This is a genomic window from Serratia entomophila, assembly GCF_021462285.1.
Classification (GTDB): domain Bacteria; phylum Pseudomonadota; class Gammaproteobacteria; order Enterobacterales; family Enterobacteriaceae; genus Serratia; species Serratia entomophila.
The window spans coordinates 2,398,320-2,415,172 of record NZ_CP082787.1; the positions used below are offsets into that span (position 1 = coordinate 2,398,320).

Below are 16,853 nucleotides of genomic sequence, written 5' to 3' on the forward strand. Positions count from 1 at the left end.
GATGTTCTCCCATTACAAGCTCAGCGGCCGTTGTGGTTTCGGTGAGCCGCCGTCGCCGCAGCCGATCACCCCCTGGTCAAAGTCGACGATGGCGCCGGTCATCATGCCGGACTCTTCAGACAGCATAAAAGCCACCGCCCGCGCCACTTCCCGCGGCTTCAGCAACCGGCCGAACGGCTGTTCCCGCTCGGCCTGCGCCAGCCAGCCGTCGCTGGCGTCATGGTATTGACGCTGGATTTCATTTTCGTGTGGCGTATCCATCCAGCCGATATTGAGGCCGTTAACCCGGATGCGATTGCGCATCGCGCTGAAGGCGACGTTTTTGGTCAGGGTGATCAACGCCCCCTTCGATGCGGCGTACGGCGCAAGGAACGACTGGCCGCCGTGCGCGGTAATGGTGATGATGTTCACGATCGCGCCGGCTACCCGGTGTTTGATCATCACTTTGATCGCTTCCTGCATCAGGAAGAAGGGCGCACGGATATTCACGGCGAAGATGGCGTCGAACAGCTCGGGAGTGGTGTCGAGGATGGTGCCGCGGTCGGACATCCCGGCGCAGTTCACCAGGCCGTGCAGGGTACCGAAGCAGCGTTCCGCCTCGGCGATCACGCTGCGGCAGGCCGCCGGATCGGCGATGTCCGCCGCAATAAAGCGGGCGTTGCAGCCGAGTGCGCGCAGCTTGTCCACCTGAGCCGCGCCGGCCTGTTGGTTGCGCCCGCACAGCATCAGCCCGGCGGCGCCGCGTTCCGCCAGCAGCTGCGCCACCGCCGCGCCCAATCCCTGCGTGCCGCCGGTCACCACGTAACAGCCGCCGGAAAACATTTTATTTACATCATCACTCATCGCAATAGCCTCCTGTGATTTTTAATTTTAAAAATCAATTGGTTGTTTTGGTGTGCAGTCTTGCTATCGATAACCCTAGCATCTACATTTGGTTAACAAAACCTCACTAAAACCTCAAAAAGACCTCATTCGGGGGCGCAATGAAATTCTCGATCAAACAGATCGCCGCGCAGGCCGGCGTCAGCAAGGCGACGGTGGATCGCGCGCTGCACCAGCGCGGCAAGGTGCATCCGCAAACGTTACGGCGCATCGAGCAGGCGCTGCAGGATCTGGAAAGCCAGCAGCGCAGCCTGTTGGCCAGCGGGCGCACCTTGACGATCGACGTGGTGCTGCATACGCCGCAGCGCTTCAGCCAGTTGGTGAGCGACGCGCTCTGCAGCCAGCTCGGCGGCTTTGCGCCGTTTCGCATCACGCTGCGTTTCCATATATTCGAGCAGGCAAACACCGAGGAGTTGGTGGATACGCTGGAGCGTTGCCGCACGCTGGGATCTTATGGGGTGATCCTTAAGGTGAGCGACGAACAGCGGCTGAACGACGCCGTCGACCGGCTATGGCAGCAGGGTATTCCGGTGGTGACGCTGGTGACCGACCTGCCGCAAAGCCGGCGCATCAGCTACATTGGCATGGACAACCGCGCCGCCGGGCGCACCGCGGCCTATCTGCTGGCGCGCTGGCTGCCGCCGCAGCCGCAGCGGGTGGCGGTGGTGCTCAGCAGCCAGGGCTTTCGCGGCGAAGAGGAGCGCGAGAGCGGCTTTCGGCAATGGCTGCGCGAACGCGCGCCGCAGCTGCAGGTGCTGGAGATCAGCGGCGGGCTGGGGGTGCACGGGCCGACGCTGGAACGGGTGGCGGATACCCTGCGGCGTTATCCGGATATTCACGCCGTCTACAGCGTCGGCGGCGGCAATTCCGCCATCGTAACGGCGTTTGAACGGCTGCAGCGGCCGTTGAAGGTGTTTATCGGCCACGATCTGGATCGCGAGAACCGCCAACTGCTGGCGCAGGAGAAAATCGACGCGGTGATCGACCATGATTTACAAAGAGATGCGCGCGCGGCATTTCAGATAATTCTGCAATACCACGGGTTTATTTCGGGAGAATTCGCCGGTGCGGCATTCTCAAGGGTGAACGTGGTCACGCCGTTCAATATTGGCATGCCATGACGGTTTTATTTCAGGGCTAAGTTATGCGATGCTTAAGCATTGTTTATGCAAAAGGATCCCCGCATGTCCGATCTTTCCCGTTGCGCCTTCAGCGAAGGCAGCGTTGCCTTGCCGGAAGGCTATGCCGACCGCACCGTCAACGTGCTGTTGGCCGGCGATGAGGTTTCCCCTTCGATCAATATTTCCCGCGATGCGCTGCAACCGGCGGAAGCCCTCGACGGCTACGTCAGCCGCCAACTGGAGGCGTTGGGCCAGGGCCTGAAGGGCTGGGCGTTCAAAAGCCGCGAACCGGCGGCCTTGGGCGGCGGCCTGCTGGCCGGCGAATGGGTGCGCGCCAGCTACCTGCGCGACGGCAAACGCATCTGGCAGAACCAGGCGGTGTTTGCGCTGGCGGATGGCCGGGTGCTGGTGTTTACCCTGGCGATGGCGCGCAAGCTGACGCCGCATGACGACGCGCTGCTGCAGCAGGTGCTGAACAGCTACCGGATGGCTTAAGCGATGGCACTAATACGTAAAAGGAACTTACGATGACCGAAGCGGCGCGCGTCGGCGATACCATTGGGCATTCCCACGCCCTGGCGGGGATGATCGCCGGGACCCTCGTCGGCGGCCTGATCGCCGCCGCCGGTGCGGTGGCAGCGGGCGCGCTGTTTGTCGCCGGCCTGGCGGCTTCTTGCGTGGGTGTGGGGGTGTTGTTGATCGGCGCCAGCCTGGCGGTGGGGTATCTCACCGGGGAGGCGGCCACGGCGGCGCGTGACGGCATTGCCGGCGCCGGGGCGGGCAGCCTGACGCCGAAGGGCAAGATTGCCACCGGCTCGCACAACGTATTTATCAACGGCAAACCGGCGGCCATCGCCACCCTCAGCCAGGTGGCGTGCAGCGACGACGGCCCGAGCATGCAGATGGCGCAGGGGTCCGACAACGTCAGCATCAACGGCCAGCCCGCCTCGCGCGTGGGGGATAAAACCAACTGCGACGCGCAGGTGATGGAGGGTTCGCCCAACGTATCGATCGGCGGCGGCACTACCACCACCTTGCCGATTAAACCCGAAGTGCCGGAGTGGCTGTACAAGGTTTCCGATTTAACGCTGCTGTTCGCCGGGCTGGTCGGCGGCGTGGGCGGCGCGGTAGGCAAGTTGGGCGCGCTGGGTAAAATGCTCAGCAAGCTGCCTGGCATCAATAAGCTGGGGCGCATCGCCTGCCGGGCGGGCGCGCTGATGACCGCCACCGCCGCGGTCGGCATTATCGCCCGGCCGGTGGATATCGTCAGCGGCCAGAAGTTTCTCGACGGCGACGACGAACTCGATTTTGTGCTGCCCTCCCGTCTGCCGGTGGCCTGGCAGCGCTACTGGCGCAGCGGCAACCCCGGCGACAGCGTGCTGGGCCGCGGCTGGAGCCTGTTCTGGGAGAGCAGCCTGCAAACCTATCAGGAAGGCCTGGTGTGGCGCGCGCCTTCAGGCGATTACGTTTCCTTCCCGCTGGTGCCGCGCGGGCACAAAACCTACTGCGAAGCCGAAAAGTGTTGGCTGATGCACAACGACGACGGCAGCTGGCAGCTGTTTGACGTCGGCGAACAGATTTACCACTACCCGCCGCTGGCGGGCGACCAGCCCAGCCGCCTCAGCATGATTACCGACGCCATCGGCAATGCCAGCTCATTGTTTTACCACGAAGACGGCCGGCTGCTCGAACTGGTGGACAGCGCCGGGCAACGCCTGGCGTGCCGCTACCTGAACGGCCGCCTGAGCGAGGTGGTGCTGCAAACCGCCGAAGGCGAACTGCCGCTGGCGCATTACGGCTACGATGAACAAGGCCAACTGGTGACGGTGAGCAACCGCGCCGGCGAGGTGACGCGGCGTTTCAGCTGGCGCGACGGGCTGATGGCCAGCCACCAGGACGCCGCCGGCCTGCTGAACGAATACCTGTGGCAGGAGATCGCGGGTTTGCCGCGGGTGGTGGCGTATCGCAACAGCGCCGGCGAGCGGCTGGACTTCGGCTATGATTTCGCCGGCGGCCGCCGCAGCGCTACCCGCGAAGACGGCAAGCGGGCGGACTGGCAGCTGGATGACGACGACAACGTGGCGCAGTTCATCGACTTCGATCGGCGCCGCTACGGTTTTATCTACCAAAGCGGCGAACTGTGCAGCGTGCTGCTGCCCGGCGGCGCCCAGCGCCAGAGCACATGGGACGCCTACGGCCGCATGTTGTCGGAAACCGATCCGCTCGGCCGCACCACGCAGTATCAATACTCGCGCAACAGTGGGCGGTTGTTCTCCGTCACCTATCCCGACGGCAGCCGCGAATGCCAGCACTGGGATGCGCTGGGCCGGCCGACCCGCTATGTGGACGCGCTGGACAACGCCACGCACTATCACTACCCGGATGACGAAGAGAGCCTGCCGAGCCGCGTGATCGACGCGCTGGGCGGCGAGGTGAAGCTGGAATGGAACGGGCGCGGGCTGCTGACGCGCTATACCGACTGTTCCGGCAGCGTGACCGGCTACGCCTACGACTCTCGGGGCCAGCTGACCGCACAGACCGATGCCGAAGGCCATGTGACCCGCTACCGGTGGGATGACGGCGGGCGGCTGCATACCCTGATCCAGCCGGACGGCAGCGAAGAGCGCTTCAACTGGAATGAGCGCGGCCAGCTGGCCGAGCATCAGGATGCGCTGGGCAGCCTGACCCGCTGGCAGTACAACGCGCTGGGCCTGCCGAGCAGCGTGACCGACCGCATCAACCGCACCCGCCGTTACCACTACAGCCCGCAAGGCTGGCTGACGCGGCTGGAAAACGGCAACGGCGGCGAATATCAATTCAGCTACGACGCCGTGGGGCGCGTGCTGGCCGAGCAGCGGCCGGACCAGGTCAGCAATTATTACCGCTACGGCGCGGCGGGGTTGCTGGAGGAGCATCGCGAAGTTGGCCTGCCAGGCGGCGCCGGCGAGCTGGCGCAGCGCGTGCAGCGCTTCCGCTTCGACGAAGCCGGGCAGCTGGCGTGGCGCGGCAACGCCAGCGCGGAATGGCATTATCGCTTTGACGCCATGGGGCGGCTGAGCCGGTTGACCCGCACCCCGACGGCGCTTGGGGTGACGCAGGGCATCGAGGAAGACAGCGTCAGCATGCGCTACGACGCGGCCGGGCGGCTGCTCAGCGAACAGGGCGTAAACGGCGAGCTGCAGTACCAGTGGGATGCGCTGGCCAACCTGCAGGCGCTGACCCTGCCGCAGGGGGACCGCCTGCAGTGGCTGTATTACGGTTCCGGCCATGCCAGCGCCATCAAATTCAACCAGCAGGTGGTGAGCGAGTTCACCCGCGATCGCCTGCACCGGGAAACCGGCCGCAGCCAGGGCGCGCTGCAGCAACAGCGGCGCTATGACCAGATGGGGCGCCGCAGCTGGCAAAGCAGCGCCTTCGGCCACGACAAGCTGACCCGGCCGGAAGACGGCGCGCTGTGGCGGGCATTCCGCTATACCGGGCGCGGCGAGCTGGCCGGCGTTAGCGATGCGCTGCGCGGCGAGGTGCACTACGGCTACGACGCCGAAGGCCGCCTGCTGCAGCATCGCGAGCCCGCGCAGGGCAAGCCGGGCAGCCGGCTGGTGTACGACATGGCGGATAACCTGCTGGGGGAAAAAGGCCCCAACAGCGACGTGGAAACGCACCTGCCGCTGGCGCCTGTCGCCGACAACCGCCTGACGCATTGGCAGAAGTTGTTCTACCGTTACGACGCCTGGGGCAACCTGATCAGCCGGCGCAACGGCATTTATGAGCAGCACTATCGCTACGACGCCGATAACCGGCTGATACAGGCGCGCGGCCGCGGGCCGCAGGGCGAGTTCGACGCGCAGTATCACTACGACGCGCTGGGCCGCCGCAGCCGCAAAGTGGTGCAGCATAAAGGCAAAGCGGCGCAGACTACGCGCTTTGTGTGGCAGGGTTACCGGCTGCTGCAGGAGCAGCGGGCAGACGGCAGCCGCCGCAGCTGGAGCTACGATCCGGCCAGCCCGTGGAGCCCGTTGGCGGCGCTGGAGCAGGCGGGCGACAGCCGTTCGGCGGAGATATATTGGTACCACACGGATCTGAACAGCGCGCCGCTGGAGGTGACCGACGCGGCGGGCAATCTGTGCTGGTCCGGGCAATACGACACCTTCGGCAAGCTGCAGGGGCAAACGGTAGCGGGCGCGGCCAGGCGCAATGGCGCGCAGTACGATCAGCCGCTGCGCTACGCCGGGCAGTACCAGGACGACGAAAGCGGCCTGCACTATAATTTATTCCGCTACTACGAACCGGAGGTGGGGCGCTTTACCACGCAGGATCCGATAGGGCTGCGCGGCGGGCTAAATCTTTATCAGTATGCGCCGAACCCGCTGATGTGGGTGGATCCGTATGGGTTGAATATTGAGTGGGTTAATCCTTCGTCATTGAATTATTCGCAAGCATATATATCTGACAACGTAACTGGATATATACATGATATGTCAAACAATAATTGGGATTGGAATCGAAGCGGACCATTAAATGTTGCTGAGGTGAATGGGCAATTAGTATCTCTAGATAATCGCAGATTATATGCAGCGCAGATGGCTAATGTAGAATCCGTGCCAATTAAGAGGGTTAATTTGTCTGATTCGTTACCACCGCCAGCCACTGGGGGGACTTATGGGAGCAACCTTAATAAAAAATTAAACTCTAAACCTAAGAATTCTGATGTTCCTAGAATCCAGTTACCAGCAACTGGAACACCTAATAAGCCAACAATTGTTAGCAAGAACAAAAAATCGGGAAGTTGCAAATGAGAGCTAAAGAAATACAGGGTAAGTGGGAAGACAATCAACTGATAGGATTAGATGTAATTGTTAATGAAATGGGTGCTGTAAGAGAGATTGATATTGAATTTGATGTGAATTATAATTTCAAAAACACTTTTAATAAAGAGTATAGTATTTCATTCGGTAATGAGACAACCTTAAGTGAATTGATTGAGCAATATGACGAAGTATGGTCAGAGATTCAAGTAAATAACAAGGTTCAGCTTCCTAGTGGTGACTTTTTACTATGTGGTGAGGGCGAAATGGGCAATGAAGGGTTTATTGCACGTACAGATGGGATCAACAACTTAAAATGGTTCATGTATTCAACAACCTCTAATCCTTTTGTCGATATTATAGAGGCTGATGAAATTTTCTATATTCAATCCACACTGGGTTTCTATCTTTGCCTTGACATTATCAATAATAACATATCCATAACTAATGAAAAGAATTGGTGAGGGTTTTAAATTGATTGGCGTATTTCTGAAAGGATCGTTTTTTTGTTTTTTTTGGCTAAATATTAGATGGAATATTAAAGCTTGAAAATTAAATATCCGGCTCTTTAAAAATAAAATATAGCAAGAGTAAACGCAATAAATAGATGTTAGTTGCATCAAAGGCCGCCTGCTGCAGCATCGCGAGCCCGCGCAGGGCAAGCCGGGCAGCCGGCTGGTGTACGACATGGCGGATAACCTGCTGGGGGAAAAAGGCCCCAACAGCGACGTGGAAACGCACCTGCCGCTGGCGCCTGTCGCCGACAACCGCCTGACGCATTGGCAGAGGTTGTTCTACCGTTACGACGCCTGGGGCAACCTGATCAGCCGGCGCAACGGCATTTATGAGCAGCACTATCGCTACGACGCCGATAATCGGCTGATACAGGCGCGCGGCCGTGGGCCGCAGGGCGAGTTCGACGCGCAGTATCACTACGACGCGCTGGGCCGCCGCAGCCGCAAAGTGGTGCAGCATAAAGGCAAAGCGGCGCAGACTACGCGCTTTCTGTGGCAGGGATACCGGCTGCTGCAGGAACAGCGGGCAGACGGCAGCCGCCGCAGCTGGAGCTACGATCCGGCCAGCCCGTGGAGCCCATTGGCGGCGCTGGAGCAGGCGGGCGACAGCCGTTCGGCGGAGATTTACTGGTACCACACCGATCTGAACAGCGCGCCGCTGGAGGTAACCGACGCGGCGGGTAACCTGTGCTGGTCCGGGCAATACGACACCTTCGGCAAGCTGCAGGGGCAAACGGTAGCGGGCGCGGCCAGGCGCAATGGCGCGCAGTACGATCAGCCGCTGCGCTACGCCGGGCAGTACCAGGACGACGAAAGCGGCCTGCACTATAATTTATTCCGCTACTACGAACCGGAGGTGGGGCGCTTTACCACGCAGGATCCGATAGGGTTGCGCGGCGGGCTGAACCTTTATCAGTATGCGCCGAACCCGCTGATGTGGGTGGATCCGCTGGGGTTGAGTTGTGGCATTGCTGGTTCAGTAAAATGGAAAGGATTTAATCCTAAAATTAATCCCAAAACTAAATTGTCTGGGTTACAAGGTCATTATCAGAAACATGGGCATGAGTTTGGGGATATTACACAAAACCAATATCTATCAAAGGCGAAAGATTTTGCCACAAAAGAATTAACTCCATCAATGCAAGAGGCTAAAGTAGGGAGCTTTGTAGTAAGGCATGATAAGAGTACTGGAGAAATATTTGTTGGTCATATGGGGAAACGAGAAATGAGAACATACTATAAAGATGATGGGCGTTCTCCAGATGCATTTAAAGATGCTGTCGATTTAGCTGGATTAACAGGAGGGTGACAATGAAAATAGAATTTACTTATAGTGAAGTCGTGGATTTTTTATCTTCTTATAACATGTTTTCTTTAAAACCGAATGAACGCACAAGAGTATTATTTGAAAATGGTGTTATAGATAGTGACGATGTGGCACTGGCCAAAAAACAAGAATTTAATCTGGAGATAAAAGATGCTTATATAATATCACCTTTAATTATAAATAAGTACTTGGAGCACGAGGTTGAAGTTATTACTGGAAACTCCATAGAGATAATCGATCACAAAGATGAAGATATTCATGGATTGGCATGTAACGCATGCAATTATGTTGTTTTTGAAAGTAAAGAAGACGCTTTTTTTGAAGTTTGCCCTGTTTGTGGATGGCAAAACGATGGCTCAGACCCAAATGATCACAGTAGTGCAAATAAGACTATTATGCATGAATATATAAAATCCATGGAATTTAAAAAATTAATTTCTGAAGGAGAGGGTATGTATAAGAGAGTAAATGTTCCACTTATTCCCTAGCTTAACGATGAAATTTCATCTAATCAATTTGTCTAAAGATAAATGGGGGCACGATATGGCCCCTAAAGAAATGAAGGAGTTACATAAAACAGTAGACAATATCAAGTTGCACAGGCCGGCTTATGCAAGAGATGGCATTGAATTTGAAAATAATTATCGTATATCACCGAATAGTCAGCGACTAGATACAGGTAGTGGGCCATATAGAGAATGGACGGTTAAGACCCCAGGTGTTGGTAATCGAGGTGCAAGACGTATTGTTGTTGATAAAGCGACCAGGAAAGCTTACTACAGTCATGACCATTACGATTCCTTTATAGAAATAGATCTTGCAGGGTGGAAATGATGAAATTTAAACAGATAGTTACTGATTTTTCAGAAATAAATATAGATAATGATTTTCATGATGAAATGAATAGGGTTTTTGGTTTTCCTGATTTTTATGGGAATAACTTCAATGCTTTTGTTGACTGTTTAAATAGCCTTAGATTTCCTGATGATGGGATGACCAGTCTGCACTTAGATAAGGATGAGTATTTATTGATAAAAATCAATAGAATACACTCGCTACCTGATGGTATCAGATATAACTTTTTATTGGCGATAGAGGCTGTCAATAAGGGAGCTGTCTCGTTTGGTGATGGAGCATTGATTCTATTGCTTTTGGTTAATTAGGCGTATTTTTAGCGATTGATATTGATATTGATATTGATGTGAGGGAAATCTCTTAATAGATTTTTCATGTGTAATCTAATTTGTCGGTAATTATTACTTTCATTGAAAGAATGCTGTTTTTTGTGGAAGTGTTTTTTCAAATATAACTTTTGGAAACACATTTAGTAATTGTCTTTTTTTCCTTAAATACTACCTTTGCTCTGAACATATTAGATAGGGTATACGTTCTTTAAAAATAAGAAAGAGTTAAACGGTATAGGTTTATAGAACGAAATTGAATTGCACCTACCGTTGGTATTGTCCGCCAATAACCGGCTGATACAGGCGCGCGGCCGTGGACCGCAGGGCGAGTTCGACGCGCAGTATCACTACGACGCGCTGGGCCGCCGCAGCTGGTGCTACGATCCGGCCAGCCCGTGGAGCCCATTGGCGGCACTGGAGCAGGCGGGCGACAGTCGTTCGGCGGAGATTTACTGGTACCACACCGATCTGAACAGCGCGCCGCTGGAGGTAACCGACGCGGCGGGTAACCTGTGCTGGTCCGGGCAATACGACACCTTCGGCAAGCTGCAGGGGCAAACGGTAGCGGGCGCGGCCAGGCGCAATGGCGCGCAGTACGATCAGCCGCTGCGCTACGCCGGGCAGTACCAGGACGACGAGAGCGGCCTGCACTATAATCTGTTCCGTTACTACGAGCCGGAGGTGGGGCGCTTCACCACCCAGGATCCGATTGGGCTGCGCGGCGGGTTGAACCTGTATCAGTATGCGCCGAACCCGCTGATGTGGGTGGATCCGCTGGGTTTAGATCGCTTCCCTTCGTGGATGGATACAACTCAAGGCTACCAACGTCAACATTTGATTCCTTACTCACTTAGGAATCATCCTGTTTTTGTGCAATCAGGGATGAGTATTAATGGTGCATCAAACATGATGCGACTTCCTGTTGCAAAAGGAATAGATCCTAATCCGGACTTGGGACTTCATCGTGGCTGGACAAAAGAGCATGCAATATATAATGAAATGATGAAGTCAAAACTAGATGCTTTGGAGAGAGTTGCAAATAAAGAAAAATGGGATTATCGCCGAATACAAAATGAAGTATTGAACTTACAGCATGAGGCTCGTAAAGGATTCAAAACAGGAAAGCTTACATGTGCTTGATTACGAGGATAAGGGCATGAACATCTATACTATTAGTAGTTTCTCATTGGGCAATGGTGTTATTGACTTCTCAGACCCAAAGTCAAGATTATCAAGTTTTTTTATTTGGAATGAAGGGGATGGTAAGTTTCTATCATATTCATTACCAAAAGGTAAAATACAAAGTACTATGCGGAGTGATAAACTGATAGTTTCAGATTATTTCCCTGCCAATATCGGAGTTCCTGTTTTTTCGCAGAAAGCGAAATCTATATTTGAACATAGAATTGCATCTGAATCATCCTTCTATAAGTGTACTGTGGAAAATACTGGTGAAACGATGTTCTTATGTAAGGTGAATAATTATATTCCAATTATTGACGAGGAAAAAACAACGTTCAGAGAACTTGTTGATGGCACTAAATTGATCGACATTCCCGCCTATAAATGTGATAAAGATTTCTTTATAGCGAGAGATAGTGTCTTTTGTGAGCGAATGATTGTCTCTCAACTATTTGTCGATTTATGCAATGAAGAGGGATTGAATATTGAGTTTTTACAATGCTAATGAAGTATCTGTTTTCTAATGAAAATAGTTTTTAAAATTGAGAGAAATAAGGGAGGGGTAAAGAAAAAATTAGGTTACGCGATGCGTTCTTTAAAAATAAGAATGAACTGGCCTATATAAACCCGTAGAACGACATCGACGCGCACCTGCCGCTGGCGCCTGTCGCCGACAACCGCCTGACGCACTGGCAGAAATTGTTCTACCGTTACGACGTCTGGGGCAACCTGGTCAGCCGGCGCAACGGCATTTATGAGCAGCACTATCGCTACGACGCCGATAACCGGCTGATACAGGCGCGCGGCCGTGGGCCGCAGGGCGAGTTCGACGCGCAGTATCACTACGACGCGCTGGGCCGCCGCAGCCGCAAAGTGGTGCAGTACAAAGGCAAAGCGGCGCAGACTACGCGCTTTCTGTGGCAGGGATACCGGCTGCTGCAGGAACAGCGGGCAGACGGCAGCCGCAGCTGCTGGAGCTACGATCCGGCCAGCCCGTGGAGCCCATTGGCGGCGCTGGAGCAGGCGGGCGACAGCCGTTCGGCGGAGATTTACTGGTACCACACCGATCTGAACAGTGCGCCGCTGGAGGTGACCGACGCGGCGGGCAATCTGTGCTGGTCCGGGCAATATGACACCTTCGGCAAGCTGCAGGGGCAAACGGTAGCGGGCGCGGCGAGGCGCAATGGCGCGCAGTACGATCAGCCGCTGCGCTACGCCGGGCAGTACCAGGACGACGAAAGCGGCCTGCACTATAATTTATTCCGCTACTACGAACCGGAGGTGGGGCGCTTTACCACGCAGGATCCGATAGGGTTGCGCGGCGGGCTGAACCTTTATCAGTATGCGCCGAACCCATATGGATGGATTGACCCGTTTGGGTTATCTGGAGAAGGAGTTCCGCATGGCTTTAATAGTTTCGGTCAATTTAAACAATTCGGTGAAGCATTACAGGCAGGAATGAGTAAATTAGGATATCCCGGCACAGTTTCATATATGCAAGGAAGCTCCGTATCGGGGGTAAGTTTCTCTACAGGCCAACCATTTGATGTTGGCCGCGTTAGTGATTTTGACGTTGCTATTTCACATCCTGAGTTATATCAGAAAGCAGAACAGCTGGGAATAGGAAAAGGAGGACGCACTGGGCCAATTGATATGGGAAGTGAAATAGCGAAGAAATTAGGCATTGATGATACATTGCAAAAATTATCCAAAATGTCAGGAGGTAGACCTGTGAACGCAATGGTCTTTGAATCTGCTGCTGAAGTTAAGGCTAAAGGGAAGGGAACTAGAATACCAGGTAAATGTGGAGGATAAGTTATGAAAAAATTATATTTCTTAAAATATGGCAGTACTATATCAAAAAAAGAAGCAAGTAAATTACTGGACGATAAATGGGATATAACTTGCTCTGAGCATGATAGCTCCTATTTTGGTGTTTACTTTTCATATACTGGTCTTTATGCGGACAAGTTAACCATTACTGATAATTATATTTCTCACTCGAATGAGTGGTTAGAAGAAGATAACAAGGAGTTTAGTGCGATAATTAAAGTATCTTTCACTAATGGGAAGAATCCAGAAAAACTAAGTAGGTACAAGTTCTTGAAAAATGCGTTTAATAAGCTTGATGGAATATTTATCATATGCGATGAATGCATTGAAGAAGAGTAATCTATAATCTGTCGCAAGGATCCTTTTTTTTGGATCTTTTTAGTGAGAAGCATTAAATATGAGATGTAAGATAAAAGCTTGAAAAGGAGATGTTCGGTTCTTTAAAAAGAAAAACATAGGAAGAGTAAAAGCATTAGATTTTTAGTTGCACCAAAGGCCGCCTGCTGCAGCATCGCGAACCCGCGCAGGGCAAGCCGGGCAGCCGGCTGGTGTACGACATGGCGGATAACCTGCTGGGTGAAAAAGGCCCCAACAGCGACGTGGAAACGCACCTGCCGCTGGCGCCGATCGCCGACAACCGCCTGACGCACTGGCAGAAATTGTTCTACCGTTACGACGCCTGGGGCAACCTGGTCAGCCGGCGCAACGGCATTTATGAGCAGCACTATCGCTACGACGCCGATAACCGGCTGATACAGGCGCGCGGCCGTGGGCCGCAGGGCGAGTTCGACGCGCAGTATCACTACGACGCGCTGGGCCGCCGCAGCCGCAAAGTGGTGCAGCATAAAGGCAAAGCGGCGCAGACTACGCGCTTTCTGTGGCAGGGATACCGGCTGCTGCAGGAACAGCGGGCAGACGGCAGCCGCCGCAGCTGGAGCTACGATCCGGCCAGCCCGTGGAGCCCATTGGCGGCGCTGGAGCAGGCGGGCGACAGCCGTTCGGCGGAGATTTACTGGTACCACACCGATCTGAACAGCGCGCCGCTGGAGGTAACCGACGCGGCGGGTAACCTGTGCTGGTCCGGGCAATACGACACCTTCGGCAAGCTGCAGGGGCAAACGGTAGCGGGCGCGGCCAGGCGCAATGGCGCGCAGTACGATCAGCCGCTGCGCTACGCCGGGCAGTACCAGGACGACGAAAGCGGCCTGCACTATAATTTATTCCGCTACTACGAACCGGAGGTGGGGCGCTTTACCACTCAGGATCCGATAGGGTTGCGCGGCGGGCTAAATCTTTATCAGTATGCGCCGAACCCGCTGATGTGGGTGGATCCGTATGGGTTGAGTGCGTGTTCATCAGGTACTTCTTTAACCGTAAATAAACCGAAAATCCTGAGCAATTCTAATTTAACTAATGCGGAAAGAAGCTATCTTGAAAGACAGTTTACGAAAAAGCAAAATGCACTCAATAGAGCGGCACAGCGTGGTGAGTTGGTTTGGTCTCCTGGGACTCATGATGTTAGAATTTCTTCGGTGCAAAGCTCATATCGACAGGCAGTTGCGGCTCGTTATGAACGAATGTTTGGTCAAGCGCCAGACTTGACAAAACTGAATGCAGATCATCCAGTTGATTTGATTGTTGGTGGTTCACCAACACAAAGATTACAAATGCTCAACGAATCAATAAATAAAAGTGTTGGTAGTTCTTTAAAAAATGCGGGTAGAAAAGCAGGTCTCCAACCGGGCGACCGAATTAGTGAAATAATATTTCAATAGGGGGGTGTATGAATAAGACTTTCTCTTTCACAACAGATACTGCGACCTTGTCAATTTTTGATTTGGTGTCTTTAAAACATAGAGTTAGCGACGATGCCGATTGGTGGAGCATTCCAGAGGATGAACTGGAAGAAGTAAATAAAGGTAACGTGTTGTTTTTGAATCTTGGTGAGGATGGTCAGTATACGGTTCGAGTTGTTGATGACATAAGTGAGAACTACAAATCGTTATTTTTGAATGTGCCTTCAGGAAAGGTTTTTGTTGGGGCAGGGGAAGATACTAGCGGTGGTGACCTTGAACCTGACGGTTCTGACTATATGTCAGGTGTATTTTTGATTTTGGATATAGGTAATTACGAAGTAAGATTTAGAAGAGACTCTCTCGATATAGTCATTTCATTTATTAAAAGTAGTGAAAATAAAAATGAAGAGAGTGCATTAATTAGGATCTGATTTGTATTTTTTTACAATATGTCAACAATGACCCTCTTTATTTTAGGGGGTTGTTGAAAGGAACACCGAACCCGCGCAGGGCAAGCCGGGCAGCCGGCTGGTGTATGACATGGCGGATAACCTGCTGGGTGAAAAAGGCCCCAACAGCGACGTGGAAACGCACCTGCCGCTGGCGCCGATCGCCGACAACCGGCTGACGCACTGGCAGAAATTGTTCTACCGTTACGACGCCTGGGGCAACCTGGTCAGCCGGCGCAACGGCATTTATGAGCAGCACTATCGCTACGACGCCGATAACCGGCTGATACAGGCGCGCGGCCGTGGGCCGCAGGGCGAGTTAGCCGCGCAGTATCACTACGACGCGCTGGGCCGCCGCAGCCGCAAAGCGGCGCAGACTACGCGCTTTCTGTGGCAGGGATCTGCAGGAACAGCGGGCAGACGGCAGCCGCCGCAGCTGGAGCTACGATCCGGCCAGCCCGTGGAGCCCATTGGCGGCGCTGGAGCAGGCGGGCGACAGCCGTTCGGCGGAGATTTACTGGTACCACACCGATCTGAACAGCGCGCCGCTGGAGGTGACCGACGCGGCGGGCAATCTGTGCTGGTCCGGGCAATACGACACCTTCGGCAAGCTGCAGGGGCAAACGGTAGCGGGCGCGGCCAGGCGCAATGGCGCGCAGTACGATCAGCCGCCCCGGTTACGCCAAAAAATATCGGGTAACTTTGTTGGCACCGACACTTGCCCGGCATGCGCTATTTACACCGCCCGCCGTCGCCACAGCATGCCCGGTTTGGCGAACATCACCAGGTTGCCCAGCAGGATCAGGCACAGGCCAATCACCGCATTGAGGTGCCACTGGTAACCTTCGTAAATCGTCGAAATGGTCAGCGCTACCAGCGGGAACAGCAGGGTGCTGTAGGCCGCCGCGCCGGCGCCGATGCGCCCCAGCAGGCTGAAATAGGCGGCGAAGGCGATCACCGAACCGAAAATCGCCAAATACAGCAGCGAACCGATATAGCGGCTGTTGTATTCAATCTGGAACGAGGCGCCCTGCGCCAGCGCAATCAGCGCCATCAGGATCGCGCCGTAGCTCATGGCGTAGGTATTGGTGGAGAGAATATCCAGCCCGCGCCGCTGATGGCGCGCGCTGATCATGTTGCCCAGTGAAAAACCGTAGGTGCCGAGCGCGCTCAGGCCGATGCCTTTCAATAGCTCCGGCGCCATTCGGCTAGCGGCCAGATCCTGCCAGAACAGCGCGACGATGCCCGTCAAGCCCAAGACTGCCGCCGGCAGCAGGTTGGCGCTGGGGCGCTGGCGGAAGAACAGCATGCCGTTAACGGCGTTGAACAGCACCGCCATCGAGAAAATAACCGATTCCAGCCCGCTGCTGATATAGGCCGCTGCGTGGTAGAAACAGTAGAAGTTGAAGCCGAATACGCAACAGCCCTGCAGCATGCAGAACAGGTGGTCGCGCGCGGCGATGCGCCGCAGGCGGCGCGCCAGCAGCAGCACGGCGAACATGACCGCGGCGGAGACCACAAAGCGGTAACCGATCGAGACAGGAATGGCCACCGGGCCTTCCTGTTGCAGGGTAATCGCAATCCAGGTGGTGCCCCAAATCAACACTACGGCAAGGTACAACAGCGCGTTCATAATCAACTCCGTTAAAACAGATGAACGCAGTATCCGCCGTTGCCTGCGCCGCCGCTTTCAGCACTTTGCGCACAATTGCATATTCTTGCGCTTTTTTTGGCAAAAGCGTGGGGTGGCGACTGGTGC

The 16,853-nt window shown here is 54.5% G+C and carries 12 protein-coding genes and 5 pseudogenes; 15 read left to right on the plus strand and 2 right to left on the minus strand.

Translation table 11 applies throughout. The features are described 5' to 3' along the window. Positions 1-12: 12 nt before the first annotated feature. On the minus strand, positions 13-843 hold the full coding sequence (locus tag KHA73_RS11790; RefSeq protein WP_234591050.1) for an SDR family oxidoreductase: 831 nt from the start codon (positions 841-843) through the stop codon (positions 13-15). 140 nt (positions 844-983) lie between these two features. On the opposite strand from KHA73_RS11790, the gene KHA73_RS11795 reads away from it, so the two are divergent. The 15 genes and pseudogenes from KHA73_RS11795 to KHA73_RS11870 form a co-directional block, all read left to right on the plus strand. Next, entirely contained in the window at positions 984-2,003 is a 1,020-nt protein-coding gene (locus tag KHA73_RS11795; protein ID WP_234591051.1) for a LacI family DNA-binding transcriptional regulator, read from the plus strand. A gap of 63 nt (positions 2,004-2,066) precedes the next feature. Continuing rightward, on the plus strand, positions 2,067-2,498 hold the full coding sequence (locus KHA73_RS11800) for a DcrB-related protein (RefSeq protein ID WP_234591052.1): 432 nt from the start codon (positions 2,067-2,069) through the stop codon (positions 2,496-2,498). 32 nt (positions 2,499-2,530) lie between these two features. Next, positions 2,531-6,799, plus strand: a complete 4,269-nt coding sequence (locus KHA73_RS11805; RefSeq protein WP_234591053.1) for an RHS repeat-associated core domain-containing protein — start codon at positions 2,531-2,533, stop codon at positions 6,797-6,799. Then, positions 6,796-7,272 carry a hypothetical protein gene (locus tag KHA73_RS11810; RefSeq protein ID WP_234591054.1) on the plus strand — a complete coding sequence of 159 codons (477 nt, stop codon included), beginning with the start codon at positions 6,796-6,798 and terminating at the stop codon, positions 7,270-7,272. The genes KHA73_RS11805 and KHA73_RS11810 overlap by 4 nt, the downstream gene beginning before the upstream one ends. 157 nt (positions 7,273-7,429) lie before the next feature. Continuing rightward, positions 7,430-8,284: pseudogene (locus tag KHA73_RS11815) on the plus strand (RHS repeat domain-containing protein); the annotation flags it as partial. Between the two features lie 350 nt (positions 8,285-8,634). After that, entirely contained in the window at positions 8,635-9,138 is a 504-nt protein-coding gene (locus KHA73_RS11820) for a CPCC family cysteine-rich protein (protein ID WP_234591055.1), read from the plus strand. Between the two features lie 55 nt (positions 9,139-9,193). Then, a complete protein-coding gene (locus KHA73_RS11825) occupies positions 9,194-9,484 on the plus strand; it encodes a ribonuclease domain-containing protein (protein ID WP_234591056.1) in 291 nt (96 codons plus the stop codon). Further along, positions 9,484-9,813: a barstar family protein gene (locus KHA73_RS11830; protein ID WP_234591057.1), complete on the plus strand. Its 330-nt coding sequence runs from the start codon at positions 9,484-9,486 to the stop codon at positions 9,811-9,813. Before KHA73_RS11825 ends, KHA73_RS11830 begins: the two co-directional genes overlap by 1 nt. A gap of 303 nt (positions 9,814-10,116) precedes the next feature. Next, positions 10,117-10,974: pseudogene (locus KHA73_RS24550) on the plus strand (RHS repeat-associated core domain-containing protein); the annotation flags it as partial. Between the two features lie 16 nt (positions 10,975-10,990). After that, on the plus strand, positions 10,991-11,521 hold the full coding sequence (locus tag KHA73_RS11845) for an imm11 family protein (protein ID WP_234591058.1): 531 nt from the start codon (positions 10,991-10,993) through the stop codon (positions 11,519-11,521). Positions 11,522-11,661: 140 nt separating this feature from the next. Next, positions 11,662-12,831: pseudogene (locus KHA73_RS24610) on the plus strand (RHS repeat domain-containing protein); the annotation flags it as partial. A gap of 3 nt (positions 12,832-12,834) precedes the next feature. After that, on the plus strand, positions 12,835-13,188 hold the full coding sequence (locus KHA73_RS11855) for a hypothetical protein (RefSeq protein ID WP_234591059.1): 354 nt from the start codon (positions 12,835-12,837) through the stop codon (positions 13,186-13,188). A gap of 152 nt (positions 13,189-13,340) precedes the next feature. Further along, positions 13,341-14,624 (plus strand): annotated as a pseudogene (locus KHA73_RS11860) (RHS repeat domain-containing protein); the annotation flags it as partial. 8 nt (positions 14,625-14,632) lie between these two features. Further along, on the plus strand, positions 14,633-15,076 hold the full coding sequence (locus tag KHA73_RS11865) for a DUF6386 family protein (RefSeq protein WP_234591060.1): 444 nt from the start codon (positions 14,633-14,635) through the stop codon (positions 15,074-15,076). Between the two features lie 67 nt (positions 15,077-15,143). Next, positions 15,144-15,771, plus strand: a pseudogene (locus KHA73_RS11870) (RHS domain-containing protein); the annotation flags it as partial. Between the two features lie 59 nt (positions 15,772-15,830). Here the strand turns inward: KHA73_RS11870 and KHA73_RS11875 are convergent. Continuing rightward, positions 15,831-16,727 carry a DMT family transporter gene (locus tag KHA73_RS11875; RefSeq protein ID WP_234591062.1) on the minus strand — a complete coding sequence of 299 codons (897 nt, stop codon included), beginning with the start codon at positions 16,725-16,727 and terminating at the stop codon, positions 15,831-15,833. Positions 16,728-16,853: the final 126 nt, after the last annotated feature.